General features: G+C 60.5%; 19 protein-coding genes. 12 read left to right on the forward strand and 7 right to left on the reverse strand.

The window, feature by feature from the left end; genetic code table 11:
• Nucleotides 1–32: 32 nt before the first annotated feature.
• The gene (hslU, locus tag BFC21_RS16740) at nucleotides 33–1,367 is read left to right on the forward strand and encodes an ATP-dependent protease ATPase subunit HslU (RefSeq protein ID WP_083369675.1); all 1,335 of its coding nucleotides are present in this window, start codon (nucleotides 33–35) and stop codon (nucleotides 1,365–1,367) included.
• Nucleotides 1,368–1,432: 65 nt separating this feature from the next.
• Complete coding sequence (locus BFC21_RS16745) at nucleotides 1,433–1,804, forward strand: gamma-butyrobetaine hydroxylase-like domain-containing protein (RefSeq protein ID WP_169845140.1); 372 nt, start codon at nucleotides 1,433–1,435, stop codon at nucleotides 1,802–1,804.
• A gap of 185 nt (nucleotides 1,805–1,989) precedes the next feature.
• Here the strand turns inward: BFC21_RS16745 and BFC21_RS16750 are convergent, their stop codons facing one another.
• Both BFC21_RS16750 and BFC21_RS16755 read right to left on the reverse strand, forming a co-directional pair.
• A complete protein-coding gene (locus BFC21_RS16750) occupies nucleotides 1,990–2,676 on the reverse strand; it encodes a phasin family protein (protein WP_120266384.1) in 687 nt (228 codons plus the stop codon).
• Between the two features lie 144 nt (nucleotides 2,677–2,820).
• Complete coding sequence (locus BFC21_RS16755) at nucleotides 2,821–3,096, reverse strand: polyhydroxyalkanoic acid system family protein (protein WP_088378430.1); 276 nt, start codon at nucleotides 3,094–3,096, stop codon at nucleotides 2,821–2,823.
• A gap of 106 nt (nucleotides 3,097–3,202) precedes the next feature.
• On the opposite strand from BFC21_RS16755, the gene ubiE reads away from it, so the two are divergent.
• The 10 genes from ubiE (at nucleotide 3,203) to BFC21_RS16805 (ending at nucleotide 10,945) form a co-directional block, all read left to right on the forward strand.
• Entirely contained in the window at nucleotides 3,203–3,973 is a 771-nt protein-coding gene (gene ubiE / locus BFC21_RS16760) for a bifunctional demethylmenaquinone methyltransferase/2-methoxy-6-polyprenyl-1,4-benzoquinol methylase UbiE (RefSeq protein WP_016783172.1), read from the forward strand.
• Nucleotides 3,973–4,596 carry an SCP2 domain-containing protein gene (locus BFC21_RS16765; protein WP_016783171.1) on the forward strand — a complete coding sequence of 208 codons (624 nt, stop codon included), beginning with the start codon at nucleotides 3,973–3,975 and terminating at the stop codon, nucleotides 4,594–4,596. The genes ubiE and BFC21_RS16765 overlap by 1 nt, the downstream gene beginning before the upstream one ends.
• Entirely contained in the window at nucleotides 4,593–6,197 is a 1,605-nt protein-coding gene (gene ubiB, locus BFC21_RS16770; protein ID WP_120266385.1) for a ubiquinone biosynthesis regulatory protein kinase UbiB, read from the forward strand. Before BFC21_RS16765 ends, ubiB begins: the two co-directional genes overlap by 4 nt.
• 79 nt (nucleotides 6,198–6,276) lie before the next feature.
• Nucleotides 6,277–6,678: a phosphoribosyl-AMP cyclohydrolase gene (gene hisI, locus BFC21_RS16775; protein ID WP_016783169.1), complete on the forward strand. Its 402-nt coding sequence runs from the start codon at nucleotides 6,277–6,279 to the stop codon at nucleotides 6,676–6,678.
• Nucleotides 6,671–7,003: a phosphoribosyl-ATP diphosphatase gene (locus BFC21_RS16780; protein WP_016783168.1), complete on the forward strand. Its 333-nt coding sequence runs from the start codon at nucleotides 6,671–6,673 to the stop codon at nucleotides 7,001–7,003. The genes hisI and BFC21_RS16780 overlap by 8 nt, the downstream gene beginning before the upstream one ends.
• 24 nt (nucleotides 7,004–7,027) lie before the next feature.
• A complete protein-coding gene (locus BFC21_RS16785) occupies nucleotides 7,028–7,306 on the forward strand; it encodes a twin-arginine translocase TatA/TatE family subunit (protein ID WP_019825245.1) in 279 nt (92 codons plus the stop codon).
• Between the two features lie 10 nt (nucleotides 7,307–7,316).
• A complete protein-coding gene (tatB, locus tag BFC21_RS16790; RefSeq protein WP_016783166.1) occupies nucleotides 7,317–7,715 on the forward strand; it encodes a Sec-independent protein translocase protein TatB in 399 nt (132 codons plus the stop codon).
• A gap of 4 nt (nucleotides 7,716–7,719) precedes the next feature.
• Nucleotides 7,720–8,517: a twin-arginine translocase subunit TatC gene (gene tatC / locus BFC21_RS16795; protein WP_088378431.1), complete on the forward strand. Its 798-nt coding sequence runs from the start codon at nucleotides 7,720–7,722 to the stop codon at nucleotides 8,515–8,517.
• Nucleotides 8,514–9,224 carry a 16S rRNA (uracil(1498)-N(3))-methyltransferase gene (locus tag BFC21_RS16800; RefSeq protein WP_088378432.1) on the forward strand — a complete coding sequence of 237 codons (711 nt, stop codon included), beginning with the start codon at nucleotides 8,514–8,516 and terminating at the stop codon, nucleotides 9,222–9,224. Before tatC ends, BFC21_RS16800 begins: the two co-directional genes overlap by 4 nt.
• A 152-nt stretch (nucleotides 9,225–9,376) precedes the next feature.
• Nucleotides 9,377–10,945 (forward strand): methyl-accepting chemotaxis protein, encoded by a 1,569-nt coding sequence (locus BFC21_RS16805; protein ID WP_088378433.1) that lies wholly within the window; start codon nucleotides 9,377–9,379, stop codon nucleotides 10,943–10,945.
• A 118-nt stretch (nucleotides 10,946–11,063) separates the two neighbouring features.
• Here the strand turns inward: BFC21_RS16805 and BFC21_RS16810 are convergent, their stop codons facing one another.
• The 5 genes from BFC21_RS16810 to BFC21_RS16835 all read right to left on the reverse strand — a co-directional run bounded on the left by BFC21_RS16810 (nucleotide 11,064) and on the right by BFC21_RS16835 (nucleotide 18,223).
• On the reverse strand, nucleotides 11,064–11,798 hold the full coding sequence (locus BFC21_RS16810; protein WP_086799267.1) for an amino acid ABC transporter ATP-binding protein: 735 nt from the start codon (nucleotides 11,796–11,798) through the stop codon (nucleotides 11,064–11,066).
• Entirely contained in the window at nucleotides 11,791–12,750 is a 960-nt protein-coding gene (locus BFC21_RS16815; RefSeq protein WP_371914964.1) for an amino acid ABC transporter permease, read from the reverse strand. Before BFC21_RS16815 ends, BFC21_RS16810 begins: the two co-directional genes overlap by 8 nt.
• A gap of 107 nt (nucleotides 12,751–12,857) precedes the next feature.
• Nucleotides 12,858–13,655 (reverse strand): transporter substrate-binding domain-containing protein, encoded by a 798-nt coding sequence (locus BFC21_RS16820; protein ID WP_088379544.1) that lies wholly within the window; start codon nucleotides 13,653–13,655, stop codon nucleotides 12,858–12,860.
• Nucleotides 13,656–13,947: 292 nt separating this feature from the next.
• The gene (mdoH, locus tag BFC21_RS16830; RefSeq protein WP_095004345.1) at nucleotides 13,948–16,500 is read right to left on the reverse strand and encodes a glucans biosynthesis glucosyltransferase MdoH; all 2,553 of its coding nucleotides are present in this window, start codon (nucleotides 16,498–16,500) and stop codon (nucleotides 13,948–13,950) included.
• Complete coding sequence (locus tag BFC21_RS16835) at nucleotides 16,493–18,223, reverse strand: glucan biosynthesis protein G (RefSeq protein WP_120266734.1); 1,731 nt, start codon at nucleotides 18,221–18,223, stop codon at nucleotides 16,493–16,495. Before BFC21_RS16835 ends, mdoH begins: the two co-directional genes overlap by 8 nt.
• Nucleotides 18,224–18,312: the final 89 nt, after the last annotated feature.

Below are 18,312 nucleotides of genomic sequence, written 5' to 3' on the forward strand. Positions count from 1 at the left end.
ACCTTACTTTAGCTAGAGGAACGCCAATTATCATGTCCATGACTCCCCGCGAAATTGTCCACGAACTCAATCGCCACATCATCGGCCAGGACGACGCCAAGCGCGCCGTTGCCATCGCGCTGCGTAACCGCTGGCGCCGGATGCAACTGCCGGAAGAACTGCGCGTTGAAGTCACGCCAAAAAACATCCTGATGATCGGCCCGACCGGTGTCGGTAAAACCGAAATCGCCCGTCGCCTGGCCAAGCTGGCCAACGCGCCGTTCATCAAGGTTGAAGCGACCAAGTTCACCGAAGTTGGCTATGTAGGCCGCGACGTTGAATCGATCATCCGTGATCTGGCTGACGCTGCCATCAAGCTGTTGCGTGAGCAGGAAATCGTCAAGGTTCGCCACCGCGCCGAAGACGCCGCTGAAGAGCGCATCCTCGACGCCCTGCTGCCACCTGCCCGCACGTTCGGCGAAGAAGCGGCCGTACCGCAGGACTCCAACACTCGCCAGCTGTTCCGCAAGCGTCTGCGCGAAGGCCAGCTGGACGACAAGGAAATTGAAATCGAAGTGGCCGATGCCGTGGGCGTCGACATCTCCGCGCCGCCCGGCATGGAAGAAATGACCAACCAGCTGCAAAGCCTGTTTGCCAACATGGGCAAAGGCAAGCGCAAGAGCCGCAAGCTGAAAGTCAAAGAAGCCCTGAAAATGGTGCGTGACGAAGAAGCCGGCCGTCTGGTCAACGACGAAGAACTCAAGGCCAAGGCCCTGGAAGCCGTCGAGCAGCACGGCATCGTGTTTATCGACGAAATCGACAAGGTGGCCAAGCGCGGCAATGTCGGCGGTGCCGATGTGTCCCGTGAAGGCGTGCAGCGCGACCTGCTGCCGCTGATCGAAGGTTGCACCGTCAATACCAAGCTGGGCATGGTCAAGACCGACCACATCCTGTTTATTGCGTCTGGTGCATTCCACCTGAGCAAGCCGAGCGATCTGGTGCCTGAGCTGCAAGGCCGTCTGCCGATCCGCGTCGAGCTCAAGGCACTGTCGCCACAGGATTTCGAACGCATCCTCAGCGAGCCGCACGCTTCGTTGACCGAGCAATACCGCGAGCTGCTGAAAACCGAAGGCCTGAACATCGAGTTCATGCCTGAAGGCATCAAGCGCCTGGCGGAAATCGCCTGGCAAGTGAACGAAAAAACCGAGAACATCGGTGCCCGTCGCCTGCACACGCTGCTTGAGCGTTTGCTGGAAGAGGTGTCCTTCAGTGCCGGTGATATCGCCAGCGCGCAGAATGAAGAGCCGATTCGCATCGACGCCGAATACGTCAACAGCCACCTGGGCGAGCTGGCCGAGAACGAAGACCTCTCGCGCTACATCTTGTAAGCCCTTTGCACCTGTAGCCGCTCCCCGCGGCTACAGCGCTTGTGCAATGACCAAAGGTCATGACCATGATTCCCAGCGCCATCAACCTGCATAAAGCCTCAAAAACCCTCACCCTCAAATACCCCTCCGGCGAAGAGCACCACCTGCCGGCCGAGTTTTTGCGCGTGCACTCCCCCTCTGCCGAGGTCCAGGGCCACGGCAATCCGATCCTGCAATTTGGCAAGATTAATGTCGGCTTGAGCAAGATCGAGCCCGCAGGGCAATACGCGCTGAAACTGACCTTTGATGACGGTCACGACAGCGGGCTGTTTACCTGGGACTACCTTTACCAGCTGGGCGTACGCCAGGAAGAACTCTGGGCGGATTACCTGCAGGAACTGAAAAAGGCCGGCAAGTCCCGCGACCCTTCGGTTTCAGTGGTCAAATTGATGCTTTGAGCCAGATTCATACATCCCTGTAGCAGCTGCCGCAGGAACGAGGCTGCGTCCGAGTGCGAAGCGCTCGCAAATCCAGTCATCGCGGTGTATCGGAAGCACCGGGACATCTTGGCTTTACGACTGCTTCGCAGCCGAACGCAGCCTCGTTCCTGCGGCAGCTGCTACAGAGGCATGCGTACCTGCGATTAAACGGATGCAGTAGGTGCGGGCGCAGTTGCCTCGACCACTGGAGCCTTAGGCGCGGCGGCTGACTTCTTCGCCGCAGGTTTTTTGGCGGCCGGTGCGGGCTTGCTCGCTGCAGGCGCTTTGGCAGCCGGTTTAGCCGCTGCTTTCACCGCAGGCTTGGCGACGGGCTTGGTAGCCGCTTTAACTGCCGGCTTGGCAACCGCAGGTTTTGCCGCAGCCTTGGCAGGTGCCGCCTTGCTCGCAACAGGCGCCTTGCTGGCCGCAACCTTGGCAGCCGCCGCTGTCAGCTTCTCGATATGCTTGGTCAGGGTCTCGACCTTGGCATGCAGCGCCTTGACCTCTTCACGGCTGGGTACACCCAAACGGGTAATAGCGCTGTTTAGGCGCTTGTCGAAAGCCTCTTCGAGCTCGCCCCACTTTTCCAGGGCCAGATCCTTCACATCTTCAACCCGGGAACGGGCGGACGAGGTCGATGATTTAACCCCCTCGGCCACTTTATGCCCGGCCTCCTTGGCCAGCTTTTCCGCCTTTTCACCGTCCTTGACCAGCGTATCGAACAGCTTGCTGCCGTCAGTATCAATCTTCGAGTACACACCCAAACCTGCGAGCCAGATTTTGCGTGAGTACTCTTCAACCTTGCCTACCCAGGTGTTGCTGTCTTTAGCAGTCGGTTTCTTCGCAGCCATCGTGTTCCCCTCAATGTCATGTCGCGACGCCGGTGAGCAGGATCGTCGAATCATCAAGATGAACAAAGGTGCTCACCTGCATCAGGTTTAGACGTTAAACCGCCTTGTATCAAGGGCGCGGCCGCTAATAGACCGGCAGGGCGACTACGACAGCGCCTTATCCAGCGAACGTTCGATTTCCGACTGGATCATGCCGCTCATCGCCGACATCAGCAGGCCCAGTTCAACATCGACCTTGACGTTGTTCTCGCTGATTTGCAGGGTGCCATTCACCCCGGAGCGCTTGAGTTTTACCGTGTCGCCCTCCCAGGTCGGGGTCAGGCCGTACTGGCCGGCCAGTTTCTCGACCAGAGGCCGGGCTTTTTCACGCGCGGCCTCAAGGCCCAGTTTATGGGTACGTTCAACGCTGATACGCGCCATGGCGTCGCTCCTGATAAATAAAGCCGCCACTATACATTCACCCTCGCCAAGACAAAGCCGGCCACCGGGATTAGAATGGCCAGCATTCTCTTTTGGTGACAGCGATATGACTGATCAGCGCAAAGGCAGCGATGCCGAACCCACCACTCACTTCGGTTTCAAAAACGTACCGGAAAGCCAGAAGGCCGAGAAAGTCGCCGAGGTTTTCCACTCTGTAGCCGGCAAATATGACCTGATGAACGACGTTCTGTCGGGCGGCATGCACCGTCTGTGGAAGCGTTTTACCATCGAGTTGTCCGGTGTTCGCCCTGGCAACAAGGTGCTGGACATCGCTGGCGGCACGGGCGACCTGGCTCGCAAGTTTTCCCACCTGGTAGGCCCTACCGGCCAGGTCGTGCTGGCCGATATCAACGCCTCCATGCTCAAGGTTGGCCGTGACCGCCTGCTCGACAAGGGCGTGGCCGGCAATATCGAGTTCGTTCAGGCCGACGCTGAAAAGCTGCCGTTCCCGGACAACTACTTCGATTGCGTGACCATCGCCTTTGGCCTGCGCAACGTGACCCACAAGGAAGACGCCCTGCGCTCCATGCTGCGCGTGCTCAAGCCCGGTGGCCGCCTGTTGGTGCTGGAGTTCTCCAAGCCGACCAACGCGCTGATGTCCAAGGTCTACGACACTTACTCGTTCGCCTTCATGCCGATGGTGGGCAAGCTGATCCTTAACGACCCGGACAGCTATCGCTACCTGGCCGAATCGATCCGCATGCACCCTGACCAGGAAACCTTGAAGTCGATGATGGTCGAGGCCGGTTTTGACCGCGTGACGTACCACAACATGACTTCCGGTATCGTCGCCCTGCACCGCGGCATCAAGCCCTGATGTTGCTGCGCGGCCTTCTCGCCAGCGTCGAACACGGCGTCAACCGCGTATTGCGGCTCGACAGCACGGCCCTGGCGCGCTTGCGCCCCTTGACCGGCAAATTGATTGCCGTCGATTGCGCGAGCCCCTCGCTGCAGCTGTTCATTCTGCCCAGCGATGAAGGCCTGATGCTGGCCAGCCAGTGGGCGGCCGAGCCTGACTGCACTCTGCGTGCCCCCGCCAGCAGCCTGTTGCGCCTTGCCCTGAGCAAGGACAAGAGCGCCATCCTGCACAGCCCTGAAGTCGAACTCGAAGGCGACAGCGCGGTGCTCATGGAACTGGCAGCGGTGCTGCAAGACCTGGAGCTGGATTGGGAGTACGAACTCTCGAACTGGATCGGGCCGGTGGCTAGCGCCTTGATCGGTGGCCATGTCCGCAGCCGCGCCAACTGGTATCAGCAAGGGTTCGCCAGCCTCAATCAGAACCTGGCCGAATACCTGAGCGAAGAAGCCCGCACGCTGGTCGGCGAACGTGAAGCGCAAGCGCGCTTTGACGAGCTGGACCAACTCAAACTCGACCTGGATCGCCTTGAGGCGCGCTTCGAGCGCCTGGCCCGATCCCTCAATTCCAGCGATAACGCATGAAGCTGCTTGCCATACGCCGTTTGTTCCGCATCCAGCGCGTCGTCATTCGCTACCGGCTCGATGACCTGCTGTTCGCCCTGCCCTTGCCGTGGTGGATGCTGTCCCTGCGCTATGCCCTGCCGTGGCGCTGGTTCCCGCGCAAAAAGCTGGAGCTGAGCCGTGGCGCGGCCCTGCGCCTGGCCTTGCAGGACCTGGGGCCGATCTTTATCAAGTTCGGGCAGATCCTCTCGACCCGCCGCGACCTGCTGCCCGCCGATATCGCCGACGAGCTGATGCTGCTGCAAGACCGCGTGCCACCGTTTGACCCGCAGTTGGCGGTCAAGCTGATCGAAGAACAGCTCGGCGCCAAAATCAGCGAGGTGTTCAGCCGTTTCGACATCGAGCCGCTGGCCTCGGCCTCCGTGGCCCAGGTTCATTCGGCCAAGCTCAAGACCGGCGAAGAAGTGGTGGTCAAGGTGGTGCGCCCGGGCCTCAAGCCGATCATCGGCTCCGATCTGGCCTGGCTCTTTATCCTAGCCCGTACCGCCGAGCGCCTGAGCGCCGACGCCCGCCTGCTGCACCCGTTGGATGTGGTCAGCGACTACGAAAAAACCATTTACGACGAACTCGACCTGTTGCGCGAGGCGGCCAACGCCAGCCAGCTGCGCCGCAACTTCGAAGGCTCGCCACTGATGTATGTGCCTCAGGTCTACTGGGACTGGTGCCGCCCCAAAGTGCTGGTGATGGAGCGTATCTACGGGATCCAGGTCACCGACCTTGAGGCCCTGGCCGACCAGCGCACCGACATGAAGATGCTGGCCGAACGTGGCGTGGAGATTTTCTTCACCCAGGTGTTCCGCGACAGTTTCTTCCACGCCGACATGCACCCCGGCAATATCTTTGTCAGCACCGTGAACCCGTGGGCCCCGCAATACATCGCCATCGACTGCGGCATCGTCGGCAGCCTGACTCCCGAGGACCAGGACTATCTGGCGCGCAACCTGTTTGCCTTTTTCAAGCGCGACTACCGCCGTGTGGCGCAGTTGCACATTGACTCTGGCTGGGTACCGGCGCACACCAAGCTCAACGAGTTTGAAGCGGCGATCCGTACCGTGTGCGAGCCGATCTTTGAAAAGCCATTGAAGGAAATTTCCTTTGGCCAGGTGCTGATGCGCCTGTTCCAGACCGCTCGACGCTTCAATATGGAAGTCCAGCCGCAGTTGGTACTGCTGCAAAAAACCCTGCTCAATATCGAAGGCCTGGGCCGCCAGCTGTACCCCGACCTGGACCTGTGGAGCACGGCCCAGCCGTTCCTGGAGCGCTGGATGCGTGAGCGCGTCAGCCCCAAGACCCTGCTGCGCAACCTGCACAGCCAGGTCGAACAGATCCCGCACCTGGCCGGCATGACCCGCGACTTGCTCGAGCGCATGTCGCAGCCCCACGCCCACAACAAGCAGTTGATCGTGCGTGAACCCCGTGACAGCTGGTTCCTGCGCCTGATCGGGGCCGGGCATCTGGCTGCCGGTGCCTTGCTGGCCAGCCTCGGGCCGTTGCACACTGCCGGTTACTGGCCTGCCGGCATAATGCTGGCCGTGGGCTTGTATCTGATCGTGCGCCGATAGCCAGCTCGGGGCCAGGCTGGCAAACTGTGAATTCACCAGGCCTCAGCCACAGGGCTGAGGCAGGTTGTCGGAGTCGAACATGAAAGACTGGCTGGACGAGATCAAATGGGACAACGACGGCCTGGTGCCGGCGATTGCCCAGGACCACAAAACCGGGCGCGTACTGATGATGGCCTGGATGAACCGCGAGGCGCTGAGCCTGACCGCGGCCGAGAACCGTGCCATCTACTGGTCACGTTCCCGTGGCAAGCTGTGGCGCAAGGGCGAAGAGTCCGGCCATGTGCAAAAGCTGCATGAAATGCGCCTGGACTGCGACGCCGATGTGATCATCCTGATGGTCGAACAAATCGGTGATATCGCCTGCCATACCGGTCGTCAGAGCTGCTTCTACCGCGTGTACGAAAACGCCGAGTGGAAGACCGTCGACCCGGTACTTAAAGATCCGCACGCCATTTATCAAGCAGGACACTCCCATGACTGACACCCTGAGCCGCGTAGCCCAAGTGCTTGAAGCGCGCAAAGGCGCGACACCCGACAGCTCCTATGTGGCCAGCCTGTACCACAAGGGCCTGAACAAGATTCTGGAAAAGGTCGGCGAAGAGTCGATCGAAACCATCATTGCCGCCAAAGACGCCGCCATTAGCGGTGATTGCAGCGATGTGATCTACGAAACAGCCGACCTGTGGTTCCACAGCATGATCATGCTGGCCCAACTGGGGCAGCATCCTCAGGCCGTTCTGGATGAACTGGAACGTCGTATCGGCACCTCCGGCCATGTGGAAAAAGCCTCGCGGCCGTCCGCCTAACCCTTATTTGCAAAGGAACAGATCATGGGCATTTTTGACTGGAAACACTGGATCGTCATTCTGGTAGTCGTCGTCCTCGTGTTCGGCACCAAAAAACTGAAAAACCTGGGCACGGATGTCGGCGAATCGATCAAGGGCTTTCGCAAGGCCATGAACGACGACGAGAAACCCGCCGAGCCTGTGGTTCCGCCTGCGCAGCCAACAGCCGCGCCGCAGCCACACACCACTTCGACCCTGAACGAGCCGCACACCATCGACGTGCAGGCGCAAAAAGTCGAAGAGCCGACCCGCAAAGACGTGTGAGCCAAAACTAATGTTCGGTATCAGCTTCAGTGAACTGCTGCTCGTCGGCCTGGTGGCCCTGCTGGTGCTCGGCCCCGAGCGCCTGCCGGGTGCCGCGCGCACGGCGGGCCTGTGGATCGGGCGCCTGAAACGCAGCTTCAATGCGATCAAACAGGAAGTTGAACGGGAAATCGGCGCAGACGAAATTCGTCGGCAGCTGCACAACGAACATATCCTGTCGATGGAAGAGGAAGCCAAGAAAATTCTGGCTCCGCTGCAGGACGCTGTGAAGCCGTTAACACCCGCCGAGCCAGCAGCGCCAACAGAGCCTGCGAGCCCTGCGCCCGTAAGCCTGAGCAAGCCCGCATCCGACCCTGCGCCTCAACCGGCAGCGCCACACGACCCCACCCTGCCACCGCGAGCCCCTTAAGCGCATGAGCGATAAGCCTGAACACGACCAGCCAATGCCGCTGGTTTCGCACCTGACCGAGTTGCGTACCCGCCTGTTGCGCTGCATCGCGGCGATTTTCATCATTTTTGCCGGGCTGTTTGCCTTTACCCAGCAGATCTACACCCTGGTCTCCACGCCGCTGCGCGAATACCTGCCGGTGGGCGCAACGATGATTGCCACCGACGTGGCCTCGCCGTTCCTGACGCCGCTCAAGCTGACCATGATGGTCTCGCTGTTTATCGCCATCCCGGTGATCCTGCATCAGATCTGGGGTTTTATCGCGCCCGGCCTGTACAAGCATGAAAAACGCATCGCCGTGCCGCTGCTGGTGTCGAGCATCTTCCTGTTCTATGCCGGCATGGCCTTCGCCTACTTCCTGGTGTTCCCGCTGGTGTTCAAGTTTTTCGCCGCCGCCACCCCGGAAGGCGTGGCGATGATGACCGATATCAGCAGCTACCTCGATTTCGTCATGACCCTGTTCTTTGCCTTCGGCGTGGCCTTTGAAATCCCGGTGGCCGTGGTGCTGCTGGTATGGATCGGCATTGTCGAGGTGAAGTACCTGCGCAAGATCCGCCCCTACGTGATCATCGGCTGCTTCGTGGTCGGCATGATCCTGACGCCACCCGACATCTTCTCGCAAACCCTGCTGGCGATCCCGATGTGGATGCTGTTTGAAATCGGCATCCTGTTCGGCAGCCTGGTCAGCAAGAACAAGCGCGGTGATGACGCAGACGAGCCATCGGCTGACAACGACGCCCAACCGCCAGCAGCACAACCGTGAACCTGCTGCTCCTCGAAGAGGCTGATTTCATTGCCGCCGATCGCGTGATCCTGCGTGACCGGCGTCTGACGCATATGCAGGAAGTCCACCGTGCTGCTGTCGGCGACAGCCTGCGCGTGGGCCGCATCGGCGGGTTGATGGGCAGCGCCGAGCTGGTGCGCCTGGAGGCCAAAGAAGCCGAGCTGGTGATCCATAGCCTCGACCAGCCGCCACCCGCCAAGCTGCCGTTGACCCTGCTATTGGCCCTGCCACGCCCGAAAATGCTGCGCCGGGTACTGCAAACCGTGGCCTCGATGGGTGTGCCCAAGGTGATTCTGGTCAACAGCTACCGGGTGGAGAAAAGCTTCTGGCAGACCCCGTTCCTGGAGGCCGAAGCCATTCGCGAGCAGTTGATCCTGGGGCTGGAGCAGTCCCGGGACAGCGTATTGCCCGAGGTCATCATCGAAAAACGCTTCAAGCCGTTTGTCGAAGACCGTTTGCCGGCGCTGGTCGAAGGCACCCTGGGCCTGGTGGGCCACCCGGGGGATCATCCGGCCTGCCCGCGCGGGCTGGACGAGGCCGTGACCTTGGCCATTGGCCCGGAAGGTGGCTGGATCCCTTACGAGATCGACCTGCTGGCCAAGGCCGGCTTGCAGCCGGTGCAACTGGGCGCACGCATCCTGCGGGTTGAAACCGCTGTCACCGCCCTGCTGGCCCGGTTGTTCTGACCCTACAACCCGTGGTCGCTGCAGCAGCGGCTACGGGTTGTTGATCTGCATCACACATTCGACCACCCCCCTTCAGTTCTACTCCTGCGCGCCGATGCCCTGATAACCCATCAAAGACCGTCACGAGTCTCGGTTAGTAAAGGAGTATCACCATGTACCGTTGGCTGGCCACACTGCTCGGCAATATAAGCGTCAATCGCAAACTCAGCCTGGGTTTCGGCCTGGTACTGGTGCTGACCCTGCTGATTGCCGGCACAGGCTGGAAGGGGCTGGTCTCAGTGATCGACCGCGGCGACAAGCTGGCCAATATTTCGAAAATCATCAGCCTGACCAAAGACCTGCGCATTGCCCGCCTCGAATATGAACGCCAGCCCGGTGAAAGCGCACTTGCCGGCGTGACTACCCAACTGAACGAACTGGACAACGCCCTGGAGCTGACGCGCTCACAACTGACCGCGCCCGACGACCTGGCCCTGGTTGAGCAGCAACTCAACGCCGTGGCCGAGTACAAACGCGCCTTCGCCGACCTGATCCAGGGCTCCCAGGCCAGCGATCAAGCCGTTGAGCGCATGCACCAGCAGGGCAATGTGTTGATCGAGCAAAGCCAGAAACTCTCGGCCTTGCAGGCAACCAAACGCAACAACGAAAGCCGCCAGGCCACACACCTGCTGATCGGCTGCACGCTGCTGGCACTGGTACTGGGCATCATTGCTGCCTGGGTCATCACCCGCCAGATCGTGATCCCGCTGCAACGCACGCTCAAGACCGTTGAGCGCATTGCAGCAGGTGACCTGACCCACGACCACCCCACCGACCGTCGCGACGAACTGGGGCAGCTACAACAAGCCATTCAACGGATGACCCAGGGCCTGCGCGAACTGATTGGCGGAATCAGCGATGGGGTGACGCAAATCGCCAGTGCTGCCGAAGAGCTATCTGCCGTGACCGAGCAAACCAGTGCCGGGGTCAACAACCAGAAGGTCGAGACGGATCAAGTGGCCACCGCCATGAACGAAATGGCCGCCACCGTGCAGGAAGTCGCGCGCAACGCCGAAGAAGCCTCTGAAGCCGCAGTGGCCGCAGACCAGCAGACCCGCGAAGGGGATGCGGTAGTGGCGCAGGCCATTGCCCAGATCGAGAAGCTGGCGGTTGAGGTGGGCCACTCCACCGAGGCCATGAGCCATCTCAAGCGCGAAAGTGACAAGATCGGCAGCGTGCTGGACGTGATCAAGTCCGTGGCCCAGCAAACCAACCTGCTGGCTCTGAACGCGGCAATTGAAGCAGCGCGGGCCGGTGAAGCCGGGCGTGGTTTTGCCGTGGTGGCCGATGAGGTGCGCAGCCTGGCGCAGCGCACGCAAAAATCCACCGAAGAAATCGAAGAGCTGATTGCCGGCCTGCAAAGCGGTACCCAGCAGGTGTCCAGCAGCATGGACAGCAGCCGCGCCCTGACCGACAACAGCGTTGAGCTGACCCGTCGTGCAGGCGAGTCACTGGGCACCATCGCCCGCACGGTGTCGACGATTCAGGGCATGAACCAGCAGATTGCCGCCGCCGCCGAGCAACAGAGTGCGGTGGCTGAAGAGATCAACCGTAGCGTATTGAACGTGAGGGATATATCGGACCAGACCGCCGCCGCCAGCGAAGAGACGGCGGCGTCCAGCACGGAGCTGGCGCGGTTGGGCACGCATTTGCAGACATTGGTGGGGCGGTTCAAGGTCTAGCCCCCTGCCCCTGTGGGAGCGGGCTTGCTCGCGATTGGATCGACGCGGTTATCCTGACAAACCGCGGCGCCTGCATCGCGAGCAAGCCCGTTCCCACAAAAGCAGGTAGGCCCTGCTTTTAAAGCACCTGACGCAAAAACGCCTGGGCGCGCAGGTCTTTAGGCGAGGTAAAGAAGTCTTCCGGGGCGGAGTCTTCCAGCAGCTTGCCGTGGTCGAAAAACAGCACGCGGTTCGCCACTTCACGCGCAAAACCCATTTCGTGAGTGACGCAGACCATCGTCATGCCTTCGCGGGCCAGGGTCTTCATCACGTCCAGCACTTCACCGACCATTTCCGGGTCAAGCGCCGAGGTAGGCTCGTCAAACAGCATCACCTTGGGTTCCATCGCCAACGCCCGGGCAATCGCCACACGCTGTTGCTGGCCGCCCGAAAGGCGCGACGGGTACTCATTGGCCTTTTGCCCGATCCCGACCTTGTCCAGCAACGCCCGGGCCTTGGCCTCGCGCTCGGCCTTGCCGCGCTTGCGCACCACCTTCTGCGCCAGGCACAGGTTCTCCAGCACGGTCATGTGCGGGAACAGGTTGAAATGCTGGAACACCATGCCGACTTCACGCCGGTAAGCATTGACGTCGGTCTTGGGGTTGGCCAGGTCCAGGCCGTCGATGCTGACGGAGCCCGAATCGAAGTCTTCCAGGCCATTGAGGCATCGCAGGAAGGTCGATTTGCCAGAGCCCGACGGGCCGATCACCACCAGCACTTCGCCCTGGGCGACGGTGGTGCTGACGTTGTCCACGGCGCGCACGATATGGCCACGGGTGTCGAAGACTTTTACCAGTTCGCGAACTTCAATCACTTTGCGCGAGCCTCCGCTCAAGCCGGCTGGCGAAGTGCGACAGCGGCAGGTTGATCAACAGGTACAGGCCCGCTACGCAGAACAGGATTTCGAACGGCGAGAACGAGGTGGTGATGACTTCACGGCCGCTCTTGAGCAGCTCGGTAATGGCGATCACGGACACCAACGAGGTGTCCTTGACCAGGCTGATAAATTGCCCGGCCAATGGCGGCAGCACGCGTTTGAACGCCTGCGGCAACACCACATAGCGCATCGACTGGCTGCCGTTGAGGCCCAACGAGCGGGCCGCTTCGTTTTGCCCGCGCGCGATGGACTGCACGCCCGAGCGGATGATTTCAGCCACGTACGCACCGGTGAACAGCGACAGCGCGGCAATACCGGCAAATTCGCGGGACAGGTTGAGTACGGTGCCGATAAAGAAGTAGAAGATAAAGATCTGCACCAGCAACGGCGTGCCGCGCACCAGTTCTACATAGAGCGTCGAGAGGTCACGCAGGGTCGGGTTGTTCGACAGCCGGCACAGGCCGGTGGCCAGGCCAATGATCAAACCCAGTACGCCAGACACCAGCGACAGCCAGACCGTGGTCCACAAGCCCCACAGCAGCGGCCCGGCAGCCCAGTGGCGGTTGACGCCAATTACATCGCCTTCGTCGACTTCGTCGCCTTCGGCCAGTTGCAGGCTGTTACCGGTAACGGTCACCCGTTGTTCATTGCCATCTTCGCCACGCAGTACCACTTCGGCGCTGTCGCCCTTGCGTACCAGTTCGATGATGGTCGAGTGTTCAGCCGCCCGCTGGGCTTCTTCGGCCTGATAGGCGAAGTACTGCGGGACACGGTTCCAGCGCCATTCGTAAGACATCAGCGAGGTGGCGTAATACAACGCACCCGCCAGGCCGATGAGCACCAGCACGGTCAATACGTGCCAGGGCCACTGGACTTTTTTTTGTTTGATCACTTTCAGGTTCCACGTTTTGTGTCGCTAGGGAGGCCATCATCGCGAGCAAGCCCGCTCCCACAACCGGGGTGGGAGCGGGCTTGCTCGCGATTGATTAATCGGCCTTATTCCATGTCTTTGAGCCAGGCGGTGTCTTTGAACCACTTGTCATGGATGCGATCGTAAGTGCCGTCTTCGTGGATCTGGTGCAGGAAGTTGTTGATGAAGTTGATGCTGTCGTAGTCACCTTTCTTCAGACCGAAGGCCAGTGGCTCGTAGGTGAACGGCTGGTCAAGGAACACCAGTTTGCCGTTGCCGAAATTGTTGACTGCCACCACGTTGTAAGGCGCGTCGTATACAAAGGCATCAGCCTTGCCGTTAACCACGTCCAGTACGCCTTCAGGCTCGTTGTCGTAGCCGTGGTACTGGGCTTTGGACATCAGCTTGCGGGCGATCATTTCGCCGGTGGTGCCGATTTTCGAGGTCAGGCGATATTGCGGGTCATTGAGGTCTTTGTAGGACTTGATCTTGTCAGCCAGTTCCTTGCGTACCAGCAAGGTTTGGCCCACAACAATGAAGGGTTCGCTGAAGTTCAGGCGCAGGTTGCGTTCCTGGGTCAGGGTCATGCCGCTGCCGATCATGTCGAACTTGTTGGTCATCAGGGCCGGGATGATGCCGTCATAACCGGTAGACACCAGTTCCAGCTTGACGCCCATGGATTTGGCCATTGCCTTGAGCAGGTCAACTTCGAAACCAATGATCTGGCCACGCTTGTTGGTCATTTCAAAGGGCATGTAGGTCGGGTCCATGCCCACCTTCAACGTGCCGCGCTTGACCGCGTCATCAATAGCGCCTGCATGGGCTGCGCTGATCGCCAGCAGTGCCGTGACACCGCACAGCAGTTTCGAGACAAACTTCTTCATCATCAACTCCCCCTCACCTACTCAATTAAGGTGTTGGCCTGCGGCTGGCTTGATGCATAAAGCCAATAAAGCCGGGCACTCACCCATTCGAAAACGGATGCTAACTCACTGAGGGTTGTGACACGAGTTTTGCGAGAGAAAAGCGCGATGGCCGTGGGATGCAGGACTGAGGAGATCCTGTGGGAGCGGGCTTGCTCGCGATGCAGGCAACGCGTTGCAGCAGGTAGGACGCGGTGAAGCCATCGCGAGCAAGCCCGCTCCCACAAAGGGGAAGCGGGTTGCCCGCGATCAATCAGGCAGCAGGCTGCAACGGCAACAACGGTGCGTGAGGGTCAGCGGCAACCGACTTACGCCAGGCGTTGAGCCAGCCTTCATGACCTTCGCTCCACACCAGCGCATGCAGGCGCGCCAGAGCAACCGGGTCGCTGAGCAACTGCATGCGCTCATTGTTGGTCACCCCTTCAGGCCCGACTTTGAGGGCATGACGCACACGCTCGGTACGCAGCCATTCAATCGGCTCGGCTTCACGGTGACGGGACGTCGCCAGGGCACAGGCCAGTGCGTTCTGCTGTGGGTCAACCACGGCCCGGACAAAACCGTCATGCAGCGCGTGGTAGCGGTTTTCATGGGTGTATTCGGCGGTGGCCGACAATTCACGCGGCGGTGCGTACTCCTCAGGAATCAGGAACAGGCTTTCGTCGCGGGTCTTGAGGCCCAGTTTCACCCGGCTGGAAATCACCGATACCGGGATCGACAGCATCAGCGAACCGACAATCGGCACCAACCACCACAAGAAGCTCGGGTTCAACCACAACACCAGCGCTGCCCAGGCCGCACCCAGCAGGGTTTGCGGGCCATGACGGCGCACCGCTTCGCTCCACGGCGTGGAGTCGTCGTCACGCTGTGGCGAGTTCCAGGTTGCAGCCCAGCCCAGAAACGCAGCCAGTACAAAGCGGGTGTGGAAGATCATGCGCACCGGCGCCAGCAGCATGGAGAACAACATCTCCAGCAGCATCGACAACGTCACCTTGAACTTGCCACCGAACTCTTTGGCACCCTTGGCCCAGATCAGGATGATGCTCAGCAGTTTAGGCAGGAACAACAGCACGATCGTGGTCGAGAACAGGGCGACGGCTTTGTCCGGGTGCCATTGTGGCCACAGCGGATACAGCTGACGCGGTTCCATGAAGTACTGCGGTTCCATCAGCGTGTTGACCGCCAGCAAGGCCGTCGACAGCAGCAGGAAGAAGAACCACAGCGGCGCCGACAGGTATGACATCACCCCCGTGAGGAACACAGCACGGTGTACCGGGTGCATGCCCTTGACCAGGAACAGGCGGAAGTTCATCAGGTTACCGTGGCACCAGCGACGGTCACGCTTGAGCTCATCCAGCAGGTTAGGCGGCAGTTCTTCATAGCTGCCCGGCAAGTCGTAGGCAATCCACACGCCCCAACCGGCACGACGCATCAACGCGGCTTCAACGAAGTCGTGGGACAGGATCGCGCCCGCAAACGCACCTTTGCCCGGCAGCGGCGCCAGGGCGCAGTGCTCGATAAAGGGCTTCATGCGGATGATTGCGTTGTGCCCCCAGTAGTGGGATTCACCCAACTGCCAGAAGTGCAGGCCGGCGGTAAACAACGGGCCGTACACACGGGTGGCGAACTGCTGCATGCGTGCATACAGCGTGTCCATGCCCGAGGCACGCGGTGCAGTCTGGATAATGCCGGCGTCTGGCGTGGCTTCCATCAAGCGCACCAGGCTGGTCAGGCATTCACCGCTCATCACGCTGTCAGCGTCGAGCACCACCATGTACTTGTAGTCACCGCCCCAGCGACGGCAGAAGTCGTCGAGGTTACCGCTTTTACGCTTCACACGGCGGCGGCGACGGCGGTAGAAAATGCGCCCGAAGCCTTCGGTTTCGCGGCACACATCCAGCCAGGCCTGTTGCTCGGCCACGCAGATATCGGGGTCGTTGCTGTCACTGAGAACGAAGAAGTCGAAGCGATCCAGGTCGCCGGTGGCGGCCACCGACTCGTAGGTCGCACGCAAACCCGCGAATACACGGGTAACGTCTTCGTTGCAGATCGGCATCACCAGCGCAGTACGCGCCTGCTCCGGGATCGGCTCATCACCGGCGCTGGCGCCGGAAATGCGGTATTTGTCATGCCCGGTCAGCAACTCCAGAAAGCCCATCAGGGCCGTCCAGAAACCTGCCGATACCCAGCAGAACAAAATCCCGAACAGGATCAGGATGCTGGTTTGCAGGGCATAGGGCAGCACTTGCTGGGCCGTTTGCATCAACGGCTGATGCAGGATTTCTTCAAGGTCAACGAACGACCAGCCCTGGTACGGCATGATGCCTTTCATGTACCAGCCAGCCACGATGGTCTGGCCGAGCATCAAGACCAGCAGGATGTAACGGCGGATGGAGCCCACCGTACGCCAGCGGGCCTTGGGCAGGACGCGTTCGTCGATTTCCGGCTTGGGCGGGTTGCTGCGCCCGGTCAGGCGCCGCCAGCCCCGCACCAGAATATTGGTGCGCCACGGCTCGGGCACCACCTTGGTGCGGCGAATCGGCGGCGTGGCCTTGAGCATCACCCGGCCGCTGGCATCGAGGGCGAGCATTTCTGCTTCCTCAAGTTCAGCCGCCGAGGTCAGGTTCAGACGCGTGCCCACCGAGGCCTGAGCGGCCTCGGCAGCATCCACGTCGCTCTGCGCCGACAAGCGCGCATGCAACTCGGCGAACGAGGTGCAGCTCGCCAGTTCAGCGCGCTGCTCATCGCTCAGTGGCAAATGCGCCAGGTACTCGCCAAGCGAGACCTCATGGGGCTGAGCATTACTCATCGGCTGGCAACTGGTAGCTCCAGGTCTCGGTCAGCACTTTTTCAGTCTTGACCGGCTCCGGAGTGGCTGGGGTCGCTTCAGGCGCCTTGGCGTCCTTGGCAGCGTGGTCTTTCTTCTCATGAGCCTTGGCCGCAGCTTTCTCGGCTTTGGTCTCAGCTGCCTTTTCAGCTTTGGCCGGCGCAGCCTGCTCGACGTCCTGAACCAGCGCGGCACGCATTTCCGTGGCCTTGCTCGGGTCTTTGATTTTCAACCGCAGGGTCAAGCGCCAGCCCTTGGTTTCAGGGTTGTAACGCACGTTGTTTTCAACCAGTTCGGCGTTGTCACCCACACTGACCTGGCTGCGTACAGCGGCATTTTCCGGCAGAGCCTTGAGGGACGGGCCTTCGAAGTCCACCAGATACGCCACACTGCCGTCTGGCTGGCGGATCAGGTTGGATTGCTTGACGTCACCGGTCGAACGCAGGGTCTGCTGTGCCCAGGCGCTATCGGCCGGGTGCAGGGCCGCTTCGTCCATGGTCCAGTGCAGGCGGTAGGCAAAATCGAATGGCTTGAGCGGCTCTGGCAGGGTGTCCGGGCTCCAGAAGGCAACGATGTTGTCGTTGGTTTCATCAGCGGTCGGGATTTCTACCAGGTCAACAGAGCCTTTGCCCCAGTCGCCCTGCGGTTCAATCCAGGCGCTTGGGCGCTTATGGTAGTTGTCGTCCAGGTCTTCGTAGTGGCTGAAGTCGCGACCACGTTGCAGCAAGCCGAAACCACGCGGGTTTTCAACGGCGAAATTGCTCACCGACAAGTGTTTCGGGTTGTTCAGCGGACGCCAGATCCACTCGCCGTTACCGGCATGGATGGCCAGGCCCGAGCTATCGTGCAGCTCGCGACGGTAGTTGAGGACCTTGGACGGCTGGTTGGCGCCGAACAGGTACATGCTGGTCAGCGGAGCGATGCCCAGCTTGCCCACTTTGTCACGCAGGAACATCTGCGCCTTGACGTCCACCACCGTGTCCACGCCCGGGCGCAGGGTAAAGCGGTAAGCACCGGTCGCCCGTGGCGAATCCAGCAGGGCGAAGATCACCAGATGCTTGTCGTTTGGCTTGGGTTTTTCGATCCAGAATTCGGTGAAGCGCGGGAACTCTTCGCCCGACGGCAATGCGGTGTCGATCGCCATACCACGCGCCGACAGGCCGTAGATCTGGCCCTTGCCCACAACGCGGAAGTAACTCGCGCCGAGCATGGTCATGATCTCGTCCTGCTTGTCCGCCTTGTTGATCGGATACAGCACGCGGAAACCCGCCCAACCGAGGTTTTCGGTGGCTTTAGGGTCAAACTGGACGTCGCCGAAATCGAAACGGCTCGGGTCGTACTTGATCTCTTCAACCGTGGTGGCGGTCACTTCGTTGATTTTCACCGGGGTGTCGAAATGCATGCCCTGGTGATAGAAGGACAGTTTGAACGGGGTTTTATCGCCCGCCCACTGGGCCTTGTCGCGGTTGAACTGGATTTTCTGGTAGTCCGCGAACTTCATGTCGCGGAACTCTTTTGGCAAATTGCTGCGCGGCGCTTGGTACTTCTGCTCGGCGAGGGTTTTAGCCTCAGCCGCCACGTCATCCAGACTGAATGCCCACAGTTGACCCGCACCGAACAAGCAAAAGAGCGCAGAGCCCGTCACCAGTGCGTTACGCAACCGCTTGGCAGACATTTTTGGTGCATTTAATGGACTAACAATCACGAGCAAACCTCGCCGAAAACAGATGATGAAACCAACGGCCAGCGATCTAAATGCCAGGTTGGCGAGCACTGTTCCGACCGTCAAAGGAT

This window comes from Pseudomonas sp. TMW 2.1634, assembly GCF_001703595.1.
GTDB classification, from domain to species: domain Bacteria; phylum Pseudomonadota; class Gammaproteobacteria; order Pseudomonadales; family Pseudomonadaceae; genus Aquipseudomonas; species Aquipseudomonas fragi.

What these genes read in the sequence shown, in the direction of transcription:
- BFC21_RS16820 (WP_088379544.1), bottom strand. Translation starts at nt 13,655, where the DNA reads ATGAAGAAGTTTGTCTCGAAACTGCTGTGCGGTGTCACGGCACTGCTG.
- BFC21_RS16780 (WP_016783168.1), top strand. Translation starts at nt 6,671, where the DNA reads ATGACTGACACCCTGAGCCGCGTAGCCCAAGTGCTTGAAGCGCGCAAA.
- tatB (WP_016783166.1), top strand. Translation starts at nt 7,317, where the DNA reads ATGTTCGGTATCAGCTTCAGTGAACTGCTGCTCGTCGGCCTGGTGGCC.
- mdoH (WP_095004345.1), bottom strand. Translation starts at nt 16,500, where the DNA reads ATGAGTAATGCTCAGCCCCATGAGGTCTCGCTTGGCGAGTACCTGGCG.
- BFC21_RS16765 (WP_016783171.1), top strand. Translation starts at nt 3,973, where the DNA reads ATGTTGCTGCGCGGCCTTCTCGCCAGCGTCGAACACGGCGTCAACCGC.
- hisI (WP_016783169.1), top strand. Translation starts at nt 6,277, where the DNA reads ATGAAAGACTGGCTGGACGAGATCAAATGGGACAACGACGGCCTGGTG.
- BFC21_RS16750 (WP_120266384.1), bottom strand. Translation starts at nt 2,676, where the DNA reads ATGGCTGCGAAGAAACCGACTGCTAAAGACAGCAACACCTGGGTAGGC.
- ubiE (WP_016783172.1), top strand. Translation starts at nt 3,203, where the DNA reads ATGACTGATCAGCGCAAAGGCAGCGATGCCGAACCCACCACTCACTTC.
- tatC (WP_088378431.1), top strand. Translation starts at nt 7,720, where the DNA reads ATGAGCGATAAGCCTGAACACGACCAGCCAATGCCGCTGGTTTCGCAC.
- ubiB (WP_120266385.1), top strand. Translation starts at nt 4,593, where the DNA reads ATGAAGCTGCTTGCCATACGCCGTTTGTTCCGCATCCAGCGCGTCGTC.
- BFC21_RS16805 (WP_088378433.1), top strand. Translation starts at nt 9,377, where the DNA reads ATGTACCGTTGGCTGGCCACACTGCTCGGCAATATAAGCGTCAATCGC.
- BFC21_RS16755 (WP_088378430.1), bottom strand. Translation starts at nt 3,096, where the DNA reads ATGGCGCGTATCAGCGTTGAACGTACCCATAAACTGGGCCTTGAGGCC.
- BFC21_RS16745 (WP_169845140.1), top strand. Translation starts at nt 1,433, where the DNA reads ATGATTCCCAGCGCCATCAACCTGCATAAAGCCTCAAAAACCCTCACC.
- hslU (WP_083369675.1), top strand. Translation starts at nt 33, where the DNA reads ATGTCCATGACTCCCCGCGAAATTGTCCACGAACTCAATCGCCACATC.
- BFC21_RS16785 (WP_019825245.1), top strand. Translation starts at nt 7,028, where the DNA reads ATGGGCATTTTTGACTGGAAACACTGGATCGTCATTCTGGTAGTCGTC.